Raw genomic sequence first — 15,630 nt, 5'->3', positions numbered from 1 at the left:
CGCCGTCACGGCCGGGCAACGGCGCCGCAACAGCCGGCCGGCAGGCTGACCACCGGGGGAAGGGAGACGGACATGGCGTTGTGGCGGATCCGGGCCACCGTGGACGACCGACCGGGCTACCTGTCGGTGCTGACGGCGAGCCTGGCGTTGCGGGGGGTCAACATCCTCACCGTGCAGGTGCACACCACCGAGGCGGGCGCGGTCGACGACTTCCTCGTCGACGCGCCGGACGCGCTCGGCGAGGCCGACCTGGTGGCGGCGGTCGAGCGGGGACGGGGTCGGGACTGCTGGGTGGCCCGCAGCGAGGCGCGCGGCCTGGTCGACCAGCCGACCCGGGTGCTGGGCCTGGCCACCCGGCTGGTCCGCGACCCGGAGGCGACCGGCGAGGTGCTGCGTACCCTGCTCGGCGCGGACGAGGTGCGCTGGCGGCCCACCCCGGCCGGCGCGCGGGCCGGGATCGGCGCGTCCACCATGCTGCTGGCCGACCCGACCGGCGGCTCGTACGCGCTGAGCCGGCGGCAGCCCGACTTCACCCCGGCCGAGTACGCCCGGGCGCAGGCGCTGGTCGAGCTGGCCGGCGCCGCCGCCCGCCGGGAGGCCGACCGGGTCACCCTGGTGCTGCCCGACGGGGCGGAGGCGACCGTCCGGCCGGCCACCGGCGCGGACCTGCCCGGCGTGGTCGCCCTGCACGAGGCCTGCTCGGCGCGCAGCCGGCAGCGGCGCTACCTGGGCGGGGCCGGGATCCCGACGCCGCACCGGCTGCGGCGGCTGCTGGAGCCGGCGCACGGCCTCACCCTGCTGGCGGCGGCCGGCTCCGGCGGGGCGGCGGAGCCGGTCGTCGCCATGGCCAACCTGCTCGCCGAGGGGGACGAGGCCGAGGCGGCGCTGCTGGTCCGGGACGACTGGCAGCGGCGGGGGCTGGGCGGCGCGCTGCTGCGCCGGCTGGTCGGCCACGCCCAGCGGGCCGGGTACGCCGCCGTGGTGCTGCACACCCAGGCGGAGAACGTCGCGCTGCTGCGCACGGTGGCCCGGCTCGGGCGCCCGGCACCGGTTGAGCGGGACGGCGCGGTGCTGACCGTGACCGTGCCGCTGGCCGCCCGAGCGGCGGCGCACGCCGAGGGGGCGCCCCGTCCACGCCCGGTGGACGCGCCGGCCGGGGTCGAGCGGCGCGGCTGAGGACGGCCGGCCTCCGGTGCGGAGGGCGGTGGAACGGCAGGGCCCCCGGTGCGGGGGCCCTGCCCATGTCCGGGGTCAGCCGAAGTGGTCACCCGCCCGGCGGTGACCGGCCACGCAGAACCGATTCCCCTCGGTGTCGGCCAGCACGACGTACGGCAGCTGCCCCGGCTCCGGCTCCGCCGGGTAGTGCCGCCAGTCGACCCGGGTGGCGCCGAGCGCCAGCAGCCGGTCGACCTCGTCGTCGAGATCGCGGTCGCCGGCGTGCAGGTCGAGGTGGACCCGGGGGAGTTCCTGCACCGGGCTCTCGCTGACGTCCATCGCGATCGCCGAACCGGCCACCCCGGGCGGCGGCTCGACCACGACCCAGTCGTCCCCGTCGTAGCGCGGCGGCCGGCGCACGTAGCCCAGCGCCGCCGCCCAGAACCGGCCGGCCCGCTGGTCGTCGGCGACCCCGAGCGAGATCTGCTCGATCATCGACATCGGTCGAGCCTAGCCGCCGCGCCGCCGCGCCGCCGGTCCGGCCGGCGGCGCGGCGGCGCCGGTCAGGTGGCCGGGTAGCTGTTGTAGTCGGGGAAGTTGCCGTAGAGCCGGCCGCCGCCCTGGGTGACCGCCTGCACCAGCAGGTCACCGCCGACGAAGGCGCCCTTCCAGGACGCGCCCCGGCCGCCGAACGGCTCGTCCCGGTCGCCCCGGGAGCGCGGCTTGTTGATGCCCACCTTGAACGCCTGCAGGTCGACCGCCAGCTTGGCCGCCTCGTCGGTGTCGTCGCAGGCCAGCGAGGCGACCAGCGCGCCGTTGGAGGCGTTCATGGCGGCCAGCAGCTCGTCGGTGGTGTCCACCACGACGATCGTGTCCACCGGGCCGAACGGCTCGGCGTGCATCAGCCGGGACCGGCCGGGCGGGGCGAGCAGCACCGCCGGCGCCACGTACGCCGAGGTGTCCTGCCCGTCGAGGAAGGGCGCGCCGTCGAGCTTGCCCCGGTGCAGCGGCACGGCGCCGCCGCGGACCGCCTCGTCGACCTTGCGCCGCAGCTCGTCGGCCTTGGCGGCGCTGATCAGCGGGCCGAAGTCCAGCTCGGGCAGCGGGTCGCCGGCTGCCCAGTCGTCGCCCACGGCGAGCGGGTGTCCGAAGCGGACCGACCGCACCACCGGGAGGTACATGTCCAGGAACTCGTCGACCAGGTCCCGCTGCACCACGAACCGCGGGTACGCGGTGCAGCGCTGCTTGCCGTACTCGAAGCCCTTCTTCAGGTGCGCGGCGAGCAGGTCCCACTGGGAGAAGTTCCAGACGCCCCAGGCGTTCAGGCCCTCCTGCTCGATGAAGTGCCGCTTGTCGGTGTCGAGCAGGGCGGCGGCCACCTTGCCGCCGTTGGAGCGCCCGCCGACGAACGCCACCGCGCCGATCTCGGGCGCCCGGACGAGCACCTCGGAGAGCTCCTCGCCGCCGCCGGAGAGCAGCGTGGCGGGCAGCCCGGCGCGGCGCATCAGCGCGTGCGCCACGGTCAGGCAGACCGCGCCGCCCTGGGACGGGGTCTTGGCGATCACCGCGTTGCCGGCCAGCAGCTGCACCAGCTCGGCGTGCACCAGCACGCTCATCGGGTAGTTCCAGGAGGCGATGTTGCTGACCGGGCCGGGCAGCGGCTCCCGGCCGTCGGCGAGCATCCGGTCGATCTCGCCGACGTACCAGCGCACGCCGTCCAGGGCGCGGTCCACGTCGGCGCAGGCGAGCCGCCACGGCTTGCCGATCTCCCAGACCAGCAGCATGGCCAGCAGATCGCGGTGCGCGGTGAGCGCGTCCAGGGCGTCGGTGACCCGGGCCTTGCGCTCGGCCAGCCCGGTGGCGGCCCAGTCGCGGTGGGCGGCGGCCGCGTGCGCGACCGCCGCGCGCGCCGTGTCGGCGTCCACCTTGGGCAGGTTCACCAGGAGGGTGTTGTCGACCGGGGTCCGCACCGGGCTCGGCGTGCCGACCGGGCGCCACTCGCCGGAGAGCAGGTTGTGCAGCGTGGTCACGCCGTCGACCTGCGGCCCGAAGGCCTCGGGTGCGGCGGCGACCGCGCGGGCCAGCGTGTCCGACCACGCGGTGCCGTCGGCGAGTCGTAGGGCCATCGCGATTCTCCTCAGGGTCGACCGGGGGAGCGGCGGCGTCGACGGCACCGCTGTGCGGGTACTGTCCCGCGCCGGTCGACGCGCCGGCAACAGTACGTTCGTATGCCAGGACGCCCGGCCTGTCGCACCGGGCCCGGTCGCGCGCCGCCCGGCCCGCCCCACCCGGTCACGAGGTGCGGGTACGCGGCCGGCGCTCCCGCCGGCCTTCCCAACCGGGCGGCCACCGGCATACATTGTCGGTTATCCATGGGAGCGCTCCCGGAGGCTTCCGCGGTCACCCCCACCACCACGGTCGCCGACGGCCCGCGCTCGCCCCGCGACACCGTCCCGTGTCCCGAGAGCGCGGGCCGTCGGCGACACCACCGACAGGAGTACCGCCATGCACCACCCGAACCGGCCCACCGGGCCGGGCGGTGGCCGTACCCGGTTGCGGCGCCTGCTCGCCGCCGGGGCCGCGCTCACCAGCGGCCTGGCCCTCGCCGCCGGCGCCCTGCCCGCGCCCGCCACCGCCGCCCCGCCCGCCACCGCCGCCCAGACCGGTGCCGCCGCCACGCCCGGTTACAACTACGCCGAGGCGTTGCAGAAGTCGCTGTTCTTCTACGAGGCCCAGCAGTCCGGAAAGAAGCCGGCCTGGAACCGGGTCTCCTGGCGCGGCGACTCCGCGCTGACCGACGGCGCGGACGTCGGCCTCGACCTCACCGGCGGCTGGTACGACGCCGGCGACCACGTGAAGTTCGGCTTCCCGATGGCGTTCAGCACCACCATGCTGGCCTGGGGCGCGGTCGAGTACCGGGACGGCTACGCCGCCTCCGGCCAGCTCACCCCGCTGCTGAACAACCTGCGCTTCGTCAACGACTACTTCGTCAAGGCGCACCCCGCCCCGAACGTCCTCTACGGACAGGTCGGCAGGGGCGACGACGACCACAAGTGGTGGGGGCCGGCCGAGGTGCTGCCGATGGCGCGGCCCGCGTACAAGATCGACGCGAGCTGTGGCGGCGCGGACCTGGCGGGGGAGACGGCGGCCGCGATGGCCGCGTCGTCGATGGTCTTCCGACCCACCGACCCGGCCTACGCCGACAAGCTGCTCGGGCACGCCCGGCAGCTCTACACGTTCGCCGACACGGTGCGGAAGTCCTACAGCGACTGCATCACCGACGCGGCGTCGTTCTACAAGTCCTGGAGCGGCTACCAGGACGAGCTGGTCTGGGGCGCGATCTGGCTCTACCGGGCCACCGGCGAGGCGGCCTACCTGGCCAAGGCCGAGAGCGAGTACGACAAGCTCGGCACCGAGAACCAGACCACCACCCGCTCCTACAAGTGGACACTCGCCTGGGACAACAAGCAGTTCGGGGCGTACGTGCTGCTGGCCAACCTGACCGGGAAGCAGAAGTACGTCGACGACGCGAATCGCTGGCTGGACTGGTGGACCGTGGGGGTGAACGGCTCCCGGGTGGCGTACTCGCCCGGCGGTGAGGCCGTGCTCGACTCCTGGGGCTCGCTGCGCTACGCCGCCAACACCGCCTTCGCCGCCCTGGTCTACGGCGACCGGACCACCGACGCCACCCGGAAGGCCCGCTACCACGACTTCGCGGTCCGGCAGATCGACTACGCGCTCGGCGACAACCCGCGCAACTCCAGCTACCTGATCGGCTTCGGGAACAACTCACCGCGCAACCCGCACCACCGCACCGCGCACGGCTCCTGGTGGGACAGCCAGACCGTACCCACCGAGACCCGGCACGTGCTCTACGGCGCGCTGGTCGGCGGCCCGTCCTCGGCCAACGACGCGTACACCGACAGCCGGTCGGACTACGTGATGAACGAGGTCGCCACCGACTACAACGCCGGCTTCACCTCCGCGCTGGCCCGGCTCACCCAGGAGTACGGCGGCAGCCCGCTCGCCGGCTTCCCGGTCGCCGAGAAGCCCGACCTGGACGAGCTGACCGTGGAGACCACGGTGATGCAGGCCGAGCCGCGCGCCACCGGGCTCAAGGCCATCATCTACAACAAGTCGGCCTTTCCGGCTCGCGCGCTGACCACCGCGAAGTTCCGCTACTACTTCCGCCCCGACGGCGCCGGCCCGGTCACCGTCACGCCCGGCTACACCCAGGGCTGCCCGTCGCCGTCGAGCGCCAGGCAGTACAGCGCCGACATCTGGTACGTCGAGGTGGACTGCACCGGGTACACCATCGCGCCGGCCGGGCAGTCGCAGCACCGGATGGAGGTGCAGTTCAAGATCGGCGTGCCGGAGGGCGGCACCTGGGACCCGACGAACGACCCGTCGTACCAGGCCACCGCCGGGCCGAACCGGAAGGTCCCGCTCTACTCCAACGGGGTGCGGGTCTGGGGCGACGAGCCCGGCGCGGCCGTCCCGGACACCACCGCGCCGACCGTCCCCGGCGCCCCGGTCGCCTCGGCCGTCACCGCCACCGGCCTCTCCCTGAGCTGGCCCGCGTCCACCGACACCGGCGGCAGCGGACTGGCCGGCTACGAGGTCACCCGCACCTCGGCCGGAGTCGACCCGGTGGTCACCGCGGCCCCGGGCGCCACGCTCGTGGTGACCGGGTTGGCGCCCGAGCGGGCGTACCAGTTCACGGTGCGCGCGCTCGACGGCGCCGGCAACAGGTCGGCGGCGTCACCGACGCTCACCGTCACCACCTCGGCCGCCCCGGCGCCGGACATCACCCCACCGACCGCGCCCGGCACCCCGACCGCCTCGGCGATCGGCCCGACCGGGCTGACCCTCAGCTGGGCGCCGGCCACCGACAACGTCGCCGTCACCGGCTACCGGGTGTACCGCGCCGGGACCGTCCTCGTCGGGTCGTCCGCCGGCGCCACGCTCGCGGTCACCGGCTTGACCGCGTCCACCGCGTACACCTTCACCGTGGTCGCGGTGGACGCGGCCGGGAACGTCTCGCCGGCCTCGTCGCCGGTCACCGTGACCACCGCGAACCCGCCGGCCGGCGGCGGCTGCGCGGTCACCTGGACGGCGAACACCTGGGACACCGGATTCACCGCGAACGTCACCGTCACCAACACCGGCACCACCACGATCAACGGCTGGACGCTCGCCTTCACCTTCCCCTCCACCGGCCAGAAGGCCGGGCAGGGGTGGTCGGCGAACGTGACCCAGACCGGCGCCGTGGTGACCGCGACGAACCTGTCCTACAACGGGACGCTCGCGGCGGGGGCGTCGACGAGCTTCGGCTTCAACGGCACCCACACCGGCAGCAACCCGAGGCCGACCGGGTTCACCCTCAACGGGGCTGCCTGCACCCTGTCCTGACCGCCGATCCGGCGGGCGTGGCCGGTCACCCGCACCGACCACGCCCGCCACCGGGGCGCCCCGGTGGCGGAAACGCTGCCGGGGCACCCGTACCGCATCTTCGATATCGGTATCGATATCGATGCCCATCCCCACCACCAGGACATCCGGTCGTCCGCAGGCGGACGGCGCGGAGGTCGACCCGAGATGGAGAACACGATGACCACCACCCCATCCGCTCCCCGGAGCGGGATCCGACGGCGCCGATCGCCCGTCGCCAGAGCGCTGCTCGCCGGCGCGGTCAGCGTCGTGACGGTGGCCGCGGCCGCCGTGATGCTGCCGTCGGCGAACGCCGCGGCGAGCACCCTGGGCGCGGCGGCCGCGCAGTCGGGCCGGTACTTCGACACGGCGATCGCGGCGGGCCGGCTCGGCGACTCGACCTACAGCACGATCGCGGCGCGTGAGTTCACCATGGTCACGGCGGAGAACGAGATGAAGCCGGACGCGACCGAGCCCCAGCGGGGCCAGTTCAATTTCACCTCCGGTGACCAGATCTACAACTGGGCGACCCAGCGGGGCCTGAAGGTCCGGGGCCACACCCTGGCCTGGCACGCCCAGCAGCCGGGCTGGATGCAGAGCCTCAGCGGCAGCAACCTGCGGCAGGCGATGATCGACCACATCAACGGCGTGATGGCCCACTACAAGGGCAAGCTCGCCGCGTGGGACGTGGTCAACGAGGCGTTCAACGAGGACGGCAGCCGCCGCAACTCCAACCTCCAGGGCACCGGCAACGACTGGATCGAGGTGGCGTTCCGCACCGCGCGGGCGGCCGACCCGTCGGCCAAGCTCTGCTACAACGACTACAACATCGAGAACTGGTCGTACGGCAAGACGCAGGGCGTCTACCGCATGATCCAGGACTTCAAGGCCCGCGGCGTGCCGATCGACTGCGTCGGGCTGCAGACCCACTTCACCGGCGGCAGCTCGCTGCCGAGCAACTTCCAGACCACGCTGTCCAGCTTCGCCGCCCTCGGCGTGGACGTGGCGCTGACCGAGGTCGACGTCACCAACGCGTCCACCTCCCAGTACGCTGGGCTCACCGAGGCCTGCGTGAACGTGCCCCGGTGCATCGGCATCACCGTCTGGGGGGTACGCGACAGTGACTCCTGGCGATCGGGCGAGAGCCCGCTGCTCTTCGACGGCGGCGGCAACAGGAAGGCCGCGTACAACTCCGTCCTCAACGCGCTCAACGCGGCCGCCCCGACCCCGACCGCCACGCCGACCACCGGCCCGACGCCGGGCGGCGGCGCCGGTCGGATCGTCGGCGTGCAGTCCGGCCGCTGCGTGGACGTGCCGAACTACACCCAGACCAACGGCACCCGGGTGCAGCTGTACGACTGCAACGGCCAGTCCAACCAGCAGTGGACGTACACCGCCGGCAGGCAGCTGACCGTCTTCGGCGGCAAGTGCCTCGACGCGAACGCGAAGGGCACCGCCAACGGCACCGCGATCATCATCTGGGACTGCAACGGCCAGTCGAACCAGCAGTGGAACGTCAACGCCAACGGCACCATCACCGGCGTCCAGTCCGGCCGCTGCCTGGACGTCTGGGGCGCCGGCAACGGCCAGCAGATCCAGCTCTACGACTGCAACGGACAGGCCAACCAGCAGTGGCGGACCGAGTTCGGCGGGACCAGCACGCCGCCGCCGTCCTCGCCACCGCCCGGTGGGTGTGCGCTTCCGTCGACGTACCGCTGGTCGTCGACCGGCGCGCTGGCCAACCCGCAGAACGGCTGGGTCTCGCTCAAGGACTTCACCAACGTGGTCTACAACGGCAAGCACCTGGTCTACGGGTCGAACGTCAACGGCTCCGGCTCGTACGGATCGATGAACTTCAGCCTGTTCACGAACTGGTCCGACATGGCCTCGGCCGGCCAGACCGGGATGGGCCAGGGCACGGTGGCGCCCACCCTGCTGTACTTCGCCCCGAAGAACATCTGGGTGCTGGCGTACCAGTGGGGACCGACCTCGTTCAGCTACAAGACGTCGAGCGACCCGGCCAACGCCAACGGCTGGTCCGCGCCGCAGACGCTCTCCACCGCCACCCTGCCCGACGCCCCGTACGGCGTGATCGACCAGACCCTCATCGGCGACGACCAGAACATGTACCTCTTCTTCGCCGGGGACAACGGCAAGATCTACCGGTCGAGCATGCCGCTCGGGAACTTCCCGGGCAGCTTCGGCGCGACCTACACGACGGTCATGACCGACTCGACGAACAACCTGTTCGAGGGCGTCGAGGTCTACAAGGTGCAGGGCCAGAACCAGTACCTGATGATCGTCGAGGCGATCGGGAGCCAGGGGCGCTACTTCCGCTCGTTCACGTCGAACAGCCTGAGCGGTTCGTGGACCCCGCAGGCCGCCAGCGAGAGCAACCCCTTCGCCGGCAAGGCCAACAGCGGCGCGACGTGGACCAACGACATCAGCCACGGTGACCTGGTCCGCACCAACCCCGACCAGACCAAGACCGTCGACGCCTGCAACCTGCAGTTTCTTTACCAGGGCAAGAACCCGAGCGCGGGCGGCGACTACAACCTGCTGCCCTGGCGGCCGGGCGTGCTGACCCTGCAGCGCTAGGAGAGCGGGAGGGTCCGGCACCGCGCGGTGCCGGACCCGCCCGTCCGGCTGATCTGCCAGGTCCTCGGCGAGCCTCGACTCAACCGGCCGGTCCTCGGGCGAGCCTCGACTCAACCGGCCGGTCCTCGGCGAGCCTCGGATCAGTCGGCCAGGTCTTCGGCGAGCAGGTCCATCAGGAGGCCGTCGTGCCAGCGGCCGTCGGCGCCGCGCTCGTAGCGGCGCAGGACGCCCACCGGGCGGAACCCCACCTTGGCGTACGCCCGGATGGCGGCGGTGTTCGCCGCCGCCGGGTCGATGGTGAACCGGTGGTGGCCGTGCTCGTCGGCCAGGTGCCGGGCCAGCGTGCGGATGGCGTCCCCGCCCAGGCCGGCCCCGTGCGCCGCCGGGTCGAGGAAGATGTCCAGGCTGGCGTGGCGGTAGTCGGGGTCGGTCTCGGCGTACCACTGGATCGCGCCGACCAGCCGGCCGTCGTGCTCGATCACGTAGACGGTCAGCGCCTCGTCGGCCAGGTCGGCGCGGACCGCCCCGGCCAGGTCGTCATCGCCGCGCCACCAGCGGCGCACCTCCGGGGTGGCGCGGATCGCGGCCAGCGTCGCCACGTCGGCGTCCGTCGCCGGCCGCAGCGTCACCGCCCGTCCCCGCAGCATGCCTCAGCCCCGCCGCTCGCCGTGCTCGACGCAGACCGCCGACCAGCCGGCCGGCACGACCTGCACCTTCATCCGCCGCCGGCACGACGGGCACCAGCGCGGCGGCTCCAGCGTCCGGGCCGCGGCGCACGCCTCGTGCCCCCCGTCGGCCAGCGCCTCGCCGCACCGGTCGCACCACGGCGTCACCGCCCCGGCGCCCTCCGTCGGCGCCGCGAGGCCGACCGCGGCGGCATCGTCCGCCGGCGGGGTGGGTCGGAGCAGTTCCGTCACCGTCGCCTCACAGGGTGGCCGAGAGGGCCTTGACCGGCATCTTCAGGTCGTCGAGCAGCTCCAGGTCGGCGTTCGCCGGCCGGCCCAGGGTGGTCAGGTAGTTGCCGACGATCACCGCGTTGATGCCACCCAGCAGGCCGTCCCGGGTGCCCAGGTCACCGAGGGTGATCTCGCGGCCGCCGGCGTACCGCAGGATGGTGCGCGGCATGGCCAGCCGGAACGCGGCGATGGCCCGCAGCGCGTCCTTGCCCTCGACCACCGGGCGGTCGCCGAGCGGGGTGCCGGGCCGGGGGTTGAGGAAGTTCAGCGGGACCTCGTGCGGGTCCAGGGCGGCGAGCTGCGCGGCGAACTCCGCCCGCTGCTCCACCGTCTCGCCGAGCCCGAGGATGCCGCCGCAGCAGACCTCCATGCCGGACTCGCGGACCATCGTCAGCGTCTCCCAGCGCTCCTCCCAGGAGTGCGTGGTGACCACGTTGGGGAAGTAGGAGCGGCAGGTCTCCAGGTTGTGGTTGTAGCGGTGCACGCCCATCTCGACCAGCTCGTCGACCTGCTCCTGGCTGAGCATGCCCAACGACGCGGCGACCTGGATGTCGACCTCCGCCTTGATGGCGGCCACGCCCTCGCGCATCTGCTTCATCAGGCGGGCGTCCGGCCCCCGCACGGCGGCCACGATGCAGAACTCGGTCGCCCCGGTCGCCGCGGTCTGCTTCGCCGCCTCGACCAGGTTGGGGATGTCCAGCCAGACCGACCGGACCGGCGAGGTGAACAGACCCGACTGCGAGCAGAAGTGGCAGTCCTCCGGGCAGCCGCCGGTCTTCAGCGAGACGATGCCCTCGACTTCGACCTCCGGCCCGCACCAGCGCATCCGTACCTCGTGGGCGAGCTGCAGGGCGGCGGGGACGTCGTCGTCGGGCAGGTTCAGCACGGCGAGGACACCGGCCTCGTCGAGGCCGACGCCGTTCTCCAGCACCTGGGTCCGGGCCTGGTCGAGGATCTCTGGCATGGCTCGTACCCTACAAGGCGCCCACGGGCCCGGGAAACGTCCGCTTTCAGGCGGCTGGTGAGGTTCTGAGCGGGTGCGGTGAGTGGATTCTGAGGGTGTCGGCGGGCGGGTGGTAACTTCGCCCCGCGAAGTGGCGGACGACGTGGGGAGTGACGGTGGCGGACTGGCTGGCGGCGCTCGACCGCGGCGCGCAGCAGCGGGCGGCGGCCGGGCTGACCCGCGCCCTGCGCCCGCGCGCCGCCGGCGAGGTCGTGGCCGACCTGGCCGGCAACGACTACCTCGGCCTGGCCGTCCACCCCGAGGTCACCGCCGCCGCGGCGCGGGCGCTGTCGGCGTACGGCCTGGGCGCCACCGGCTCCCGGCTGGTCCGCGGCTCCACGGACGCGCACCACGCGCTGGAGGACGCCCTGGCCGACTGGCTCGGCGTCGACCGGGCGCTGGTGTTCTCCTCCGGCTACCTGGCGAACCTGGCCGCGGTCCGGGGGCTGGTCGAGCCCCGTACGCTGCTGGTCTCCGACGCCCATAACCACGCCTCGCTGATCGACGGCTGCCGGATCTCCCGCGCGGAGACCGTGGTGACCCCGCACGCCGACGTGGCCGCGGTGGCCGCGGCGCTCGCCGCCGCGCCCGGCCGGCCGGCGGTGGTGGTGACCGAGTCGGTCTTCTCCGTCGACGGTGACCTCGCCCCGCTGCGGGAGCTGCACGCGGTGGCCCGCCGGCACGGCGCCGTGCTGCTGGTCGACGACGCGCACGCGCTCGGCGTCACCGGCCCGGCCGGCGCCGGCGCGGTCGCCGCCGCCGGACTGACCGGCGAGCCGGACGTGGTGGTCACCGCCACCCTGTCCAAGGCGCTCGGCGGGGCCGGCGGTGTGGTCGCCGGCCCGGCCGAGTTCGTCCGGCACCTGATCGAGACCGGACGGACGTTCATCTTCGACACCGCGCCGCCGCCCGCGGTGGTGGCCGGCGTGCACGCGGCGCTCGAGCTGGCCCGGGCCGGCGACGACCTGCGGGCGGAGCTGGCCGACCGGGCCGCCTCGGCGGTCCGCCGGCTCACCGCGGCCGGCCTGGAGGTCTCCGCCCCGGACGCGGCCGTGGTGTCGGTGACCGCACCCGGCCCGGAGGCCGCCACCGGGTGGGCGGCGAACTGCCGGGAGCGCGGCGTCGCCGTGGGCTGCTTCCGGCCGCCGTCCACCCCGGACGACCGCTCCCGACTGCGGCTGACCATCTCCGCCGGGTTGCCGCGGGCGGACTTCGAGCGGGCCCTGGAGGTCATCGTGGGTTGTCGGCCGTGAGCGCGAGGAGTGAGCCGGTTTTGCGAGCCCCGCAGTCGCGAGCGAAGGTGTCACCGTGAGCGCGAGGAGTGAGCCGGTTTTGCGAGCCCCGCAGTCGCGAGCAAAGGTGTCACCGTGAGCGCGAGGAGTGAGCCGGTTTTGCGAGCCCCGCAGTCGCGAACGAAGACCAGGCCATGAGTGCGCCGTGGCGGGGGGTGGTGCTGGTCACCGGCACCGACACCGAGGTGGGCAAGACGGTGGTGACCGCCGCGGTCGCGGCCGCGGCGCAGGCCGCCGGCCTGCGGGTCGCGGTGATCAAACCCGGCCAGACGGGTACGGCCACCGGGGAGCCCGGCGACGTCGACTCGGTGCAGCGGCTGGCCGCCCCGCCGACCGGCCGAACCCTGGCCAGCTACCCGGACCCGCTCGCCCCGCTGGCCGCCGCCCGGGTCGCCGAGTTGGAGCCGCTGGAGCTCTACACCGCGGTCGACGCGATCCGCGAGGAGGCCGACCGGCACGACCTGGTGCTGGTCGAGGGCGCGGGCGGGCTGCTGGTCCCGATGGGCCTGCGCCCCTCCGGCGAGCCGTGGACGGTCGCCGATCTCGCCGTCTCGCTGGGCGCGCCGGCCGTGGTGGTGGCCCGCGCCGGCCTGGGCACCCTCAACCACACCGCGCTCACCCTGGAGGCGCTGGAGCGTCGGGCGGTGCCGGCCGGCGTGGTGATCGGAGCCTGGCCGGCCGATCCCGAGCTGGTGCACTGGACGAACCTGACCGATCTGGTGCCGAGCCTGCTCGGCGCGCTGCCGATGGGTGCCGGCGCGATGGACCCGGGGGTGTTCCGCCGCTCCGCGCCCGGCTGGTTGACCCCGACGCTGTACGGGGTGCTCGACGACTGGCGGGCCTGGGCCGAGGAGATCGGCTGAGCACCTGACCTTCGTCGGTGCCCGGGCCGGCGGAGCGTCGGTAGCGTGACCGACGTGCGACGACGTGGGCGGTGGCCGGGCCGGCGGTGGGCGGGCGACGGGGCGCTGTGGGTGCTGCTCTGCGCCCCGGTGGCGTACGCCAGGTTGACCCCGCCGCCCGATCGGCTCGGCGTCCCGGTCCTGCTCGGCCTGCTGGTGCTGCTGGCCGCGGCGGTCGTCGCCTCCCGGCGGCGCCCGGTGGTCGCGGTGCTGCTGGTGCTGCTCGGCTCGGCGGTGGACGGCAACATGATGTTCGCCCTGCTCGCGGTGAGCTACCGGGCCGGGCGGTGCAGCGAGCGGGTCGCGCCGATGGCCCGCCTCTTCGCGGCCGTCGCGGTGGGCGGCGCCGTGCTGCACCTGGCGGTGCTGCGCAGCGGCGTGGCGACCTGGTTCCTGCTCAGCTGCGTGTTGCTCTTCGCCGGGGTCCTGCCCTGGCTCGTCGGCCGCTACCGTCGGCAGCACCAGGCCCTGACCACGGCCGGCTGGGAGTACGCCGAGGCGGTGCGGCGGGAGCAGCGGGTCGCGGCGGAACGGGTACGGCTGGCCGAACGTGCCCGCATCGCCCGGGAGATGCACGACTCGCTGGGCCACGAGCTGAGCCTGATCGCGCTGCGGGCGGCCGCCCTCGAGGTGGCACCCGACCTGCCGCCGGCCCGCCGGTCGGCCGCCGGTGAGCTGCGGGCCGGCGTCGCCGCGGCGACCGACCGGTTGCACGGCATCATCGGGCTGCTCCGGGACGAGCCGGCGGGCACCGCGCCGGTCGGGGAGACCGTCACCGAGCTGGTCGACCGGGCCCGCGCCGCGGGCATGGTGGTGCGGCTGTGGTGCGACCCGGCGGCGGACGACCTGCCGGAGCCGGCCCGGCTCGCGGCGCGGCGGGTGATCCGGGAGGCGTTGACCAACGCCGCCCGGCACGCGCCCGGGGCCCCGGTCACCGTGACCGTCGAGGTCGCGCCCGACGCCGTCGCGGTGCGGGTGGTGAACGGACCGTCCCCGCACGGTCCGCCGGCTCCCCGGCCATCGACCGGCACCGGCCTGCTGGCGCTGCGGGAACGCGCCCGGCTCGCCGGGGGCGCCCTCGCTGCCGGGCCGAGCGCCGACGGCGGTTTCGCGGTGACCGTCAACCTGCCGCTGGCCGCGGCGGCCGGGCCGCTCGACGGCACGTCGCCCGGGGCCGACCCCGCGCCGGTCGGTCCGACGGCGCGGCGGGCACCGGACGCGCTCGCCGCCCGCGGGTGGGGGTTGGATCCACTCGCCGACCCGATCGAGGGCTCGACGACGGAGCCGGGCGCCGTCGTACGGGCGGCGCGTCGGGGCGTACGCCGGAGCCTGCTGCTGGCGCTCGGCGGCCCGCCGCCGGCGGCGGCGCTGTTGTCGCTGGTCTACTACCCGGTCGCCACCGCCGGCGCGGAGCTCGACCGGGAGCACTTCGACCGGATGCGGGTGGGCGCCGCCCGGTCGGAGCTGGCCGGGCTGCCCCGCCGTGAGGTGTCGGCGCCGGTGGACCAGCCGGCGCCGCCCCCCGGCGCCAGCTGCGTGTACTACACGGACGGCAACTTCCCGCTCGCCCGGCCCACCTGGCGGCTGTGCTTCACCGACGGGCGACTGACCGGCAAGAGCGAGGTGACCGAGTGACGGTGCGGGTGCTGCTCGCCGACGACGAGGCGATGATCCGGGCCGGGGTGCGGGCCATCCTCGCCACCGACCCGGGCATCGAGGTGGTCGCCGAGGCGGCCGACGGCCGGGCGGCGGTGGACCTGGCCCGCGCGCACCGCCCGGCCGTGGCGCTGCTGGACATTCGGATGCCCCGGCTGGACGGGCTGGCCGCGGCCGCCGAGATCGCCCGGTCGCTGCCGGGCACCGCCGCCGTCATGCTCACCACCTTCGGCGAGGACGAGCACGTGGCCCGGGCGCTCGGCCACGGCGCCAGCGGTTTCCTGCTCAAGTCTGGTGATCCCCGCGAGCTGCTCGCCGGGGTGCACGCCGTGGCCGGCGGCGGGGCGTACCTGTCCCCGCCGGTGGCGCGCCGGGTGATCGAGCTGAACTCCGGTCGGCTGGCCCGGGTGCCGGCCGCCCGGGACCGTACGGCCGGGCTGACCGAGCGGGAACGGGAGGTGCTGGGCCTGGTCGGGGCGGGCCTGTCCAACGCCGAGATCGCCCGCCGGCTGTTCCTCACCGAGGGCACCGTGAAGGGGTATCTGACCAGCATCTTCCACCGGATCGAGGTGCGTAACCGGGTGCAGGCGGCGATCCTCGCGTACGAGGCGGGGCTGACCGGCTGACCCGGCCCGCCC

12 protein-coding genes are annotated in these 15,630 nt (G+C 74.4%); 7 read left to right on the top strand and 5 right to left on the bottom strand.

Features of this window, described 5'->3' with window-relative positions; genetic code table 11:
- Positions 1–72: 72 nt before the first annotated feature.
- Positions 73–1,176, top strand: a complete 1,104-nt coding sequence (locus tag ACFY3U_RS24865) for a GNAT family N-acetyltransferase (RefSeq protein WP_387205889.1) — start codon at positions 73–75, stop codon at positions 1,174–1,176.
- Between the two features lie 75 nt (positions 1,177–1,251).
- On the opposite strand, the gene ACFY3U_RS24860 is transcribed toward ACFY3U_RS24865, so the two are convergent.
- Positions 1,252–1,656 (bottom strand): VOC family protein, encoded by a 405-nt coding sequence (locus ACFY3U_RS24860; RefSeq protein WP_387205887.1) that lies wholly within the window; start codon positions 1,654–1,656, stop codon positions 1,252–1,254.
- Positions 1,657–1,718: 62 nt separating this feature from the next.
- Positions 1,719–3,281 carry an aldehyde dehydrogenase family protein gene (locus ACFY3U_RS24855; protein WP_387205885.1) on the bottom strand — a complete coding sequence of 521 codons (1,563 nt, stop codon included), beginning with the start codon at positions 3,279–3,281 and terminating at the stop codon, positions 1,719–1,721.
- Between the two features lie 379 nt (positions 3,282–3,660).
- On the opposite strand from ACFY3U_RS24855, the gene ACFY3U_RS24850 reads away from it, so the two are divergent.
- A complete protein-coding gene (locus tag ACFY3U_RS24850) occupies positions 3,661–6,567 on the top strand; it encodes a glycoside hydrolase family 9 protein (RefSeq protein ID WP_387205883.1) in 2,907 nt (968 codons plus the stop codon).
- Positions 6,568–6,765: 198 nt separating this feature from the next.
- Positions 6,766–9,183 carry a non-reducing end alpha-L-arabinofuranosidase family hydrolase gene (locus tag ACFY3U_RS24845; RefSeq protein ID WP_387205881.1) on the top strand — a complete coding sequence of 806 codons (2,418 nt, stop codon included), beginning with the start codon at positions 6,766–6,768 and terminating at the stop codon, positions 9,181–9,183.
- Positions 9,184–9,323: 140 nt separating this feature from the next.
- Here the strand turns inward: ACFY3U_RS24845 and ACFY3U_RS24840 are convergent, their stop codons facing one another.
- The 3 genes from ACFY3U_RS24840 to bioB are packed head-to-tail and all read right to left on the bottom strand — an operon-like array spanning position 9,324 to position 11,103.
- Positions 9,324–9,830: a GNAT family N-acetyltransferase gene (locus tag ACFY3U_RS24840; protein ID WP_387205879.1), complete on the bottom strand. Its 507-nt coding sequence runs from the start codon at positions 9,828–9,830 to the stop codon at positions 9,324–9,326.
- A 3-nt stretch (positions 9,831–9,833) separates the two neighbouring features.
- Positions 9,834–10,100 carry a hypothetical protein gene (locus tag ACFY3U_RS24835; protein WP_387205877.1) on the bottom strand — a complete coding sequence of 89 codons (267 nt, stop codon included), beginning with the start codon at positions 10,098–10,100 and terminating at the stop codon, positions 9,834–9,836.
- A 7-nt stretch (positions 10,101–10,107) separates the two neighbouring features.
- Positions 10,108–11,103 (bottom strand): biotin synthase BioB, encoded by a 996-nt coding sequence (gene bioB, locus ACFY3U_RS24830; RefSeq protein ID WP_387205875.1) that lies wholly within the window; start codon positions 11,101–11,103, stop codon positions 10,108–10,110.
- Between the two features lie 155 nt (positions 11,104–11,258).
- Between bioB and ACFY3U_RS24825 the strand changes: the two genes are divergently transcribed.
- From ACFY3U_RS24825 to ACFY3U_RS24810, 4 genes are all read left to right on the top strand, one after another.
- Positions 11,259–12,395, top strand: coding sequence for an 8-amino-7-oxononanoate synthase (locus ACFY3U_RS24825; RefSeq protein ID WP_387205873.1), 1,137 nt, complete (start codon positions 11,259–11,261; stop codon positions 12,393–12,395).
- 173 nt (positions 12,396–12,568) lie between these two features.
- Positions 12,569–13,297: a dethiobiotin synthase gene (bioD, locus tag ACFY3U_RS24820; protein ID WP_387205871.1), complete on the top strand. Its 729-nt coding sequence runs from the start codon at positions 12,569–12,571 to the stop codon at positions 13,295–13,297.
- Between the two features lie 54 nt (positions 13,298–13,351).
- Entirely contained in the window at positions 13,352–14,971 is a 1,620-nt protein-coding gene (locus tag ACFY3U_RS24815) for a histidine kinase (protein WP_387205869.1), read from the top strand.
- The gene (locus ACFY3U_RS24810; protein ID WP_387205867.1) at positions 14,968–15,618 is read left to right on the top strand and encodes a response regulator; all 651 of its coding nucleotides are present in this window, start codon (positions 14,968–14,970) and stop codon (positions 15,616–15,618) included. Before ACFY3U_RS24815 ends, ACFY3U_RS24810 begins: the two co-directional genes overlap by 4 nt.
- The last annotated feature ends 12 nt before the right edge of the window (positions 15,619–15,630 follow it).

It is taken from the genome of Micromonospora sp. NPDC000089, assembly GCF_042899365.1.
Lineage (GTDB): Bacteria > Actinomycetota > Actinomycetes > Mycobacteriales > Micromonosporaceae > Micromonospora.
The sequence above is the reverse complement of the archived record's forward strand: the minus strand, read 5'-3'. Positions and strand labels throughout refer to the sequence as shown.

What these genes read in the sequence shown, in the direction of transcription:
- bioD (WP_387205871.1), top strand. Translation starts at nt 12,569, where the DNA reads ATGAGTGCGCCGTGGCGGGGGGTGGTGCTGGTCACCGGCACCGACACC.
- ACFY3U_RS24840 (WP_387205879.1), bottom strand. Translation starts at nt 9,830, where the DNA reads ATGCTGCGGGGACGGGCGGTGACGCTGCGGCCGGCGACGGACGCCGAC.
- ACFY3U_RS24845 (WP_387205881.1), top strand. Translation starts at nt 6,766, where the DNA reads ATGACCACCACCCCATCCGCTCCCCGGAGCGGGATCCGACGGCGCCGA.
- bioB (WP_387205875.1), bottom strand. Translation starts at nt 11,103, where the DNA reads ATGCCAGAGATCCTCGACCAGGCCCGGACCCAGGTGCTGGAGAACGGC.
- ACFY3U_RS24855 (WP_387205885.1), bottom strand. Translation starts at nt 3,281, where the DNA reads ATGGCCCTACGACTCGCCGACGGCACCGCGTGGTCGGACACGCTGGCC.
- ACFY3U_RS24860 (WP_387205887.1), bottom strand. Translation starts at nt 1,656, where the DNA reads ATGTCGATGATCGAGCAGATCTCGCTCGGGGTCGCCGACGACCAGCGG.
- ACFY3U_RS24865 (WP_387205889.1), top strand. Translation starts at nt 73, where the DNA reads ATGGCGTTGTGGCGGATCCGGGCCACCGTGGACGACCGACCGGGCTAC.
- ACFY3U_RS24850 (WP_387205883.1), top strand. Translation starts at nt 3,661, where the DNA reads ATGCACCACCCGAACCGGCCCACCGGGCCGGGCGGTGGCCGTACCCGG.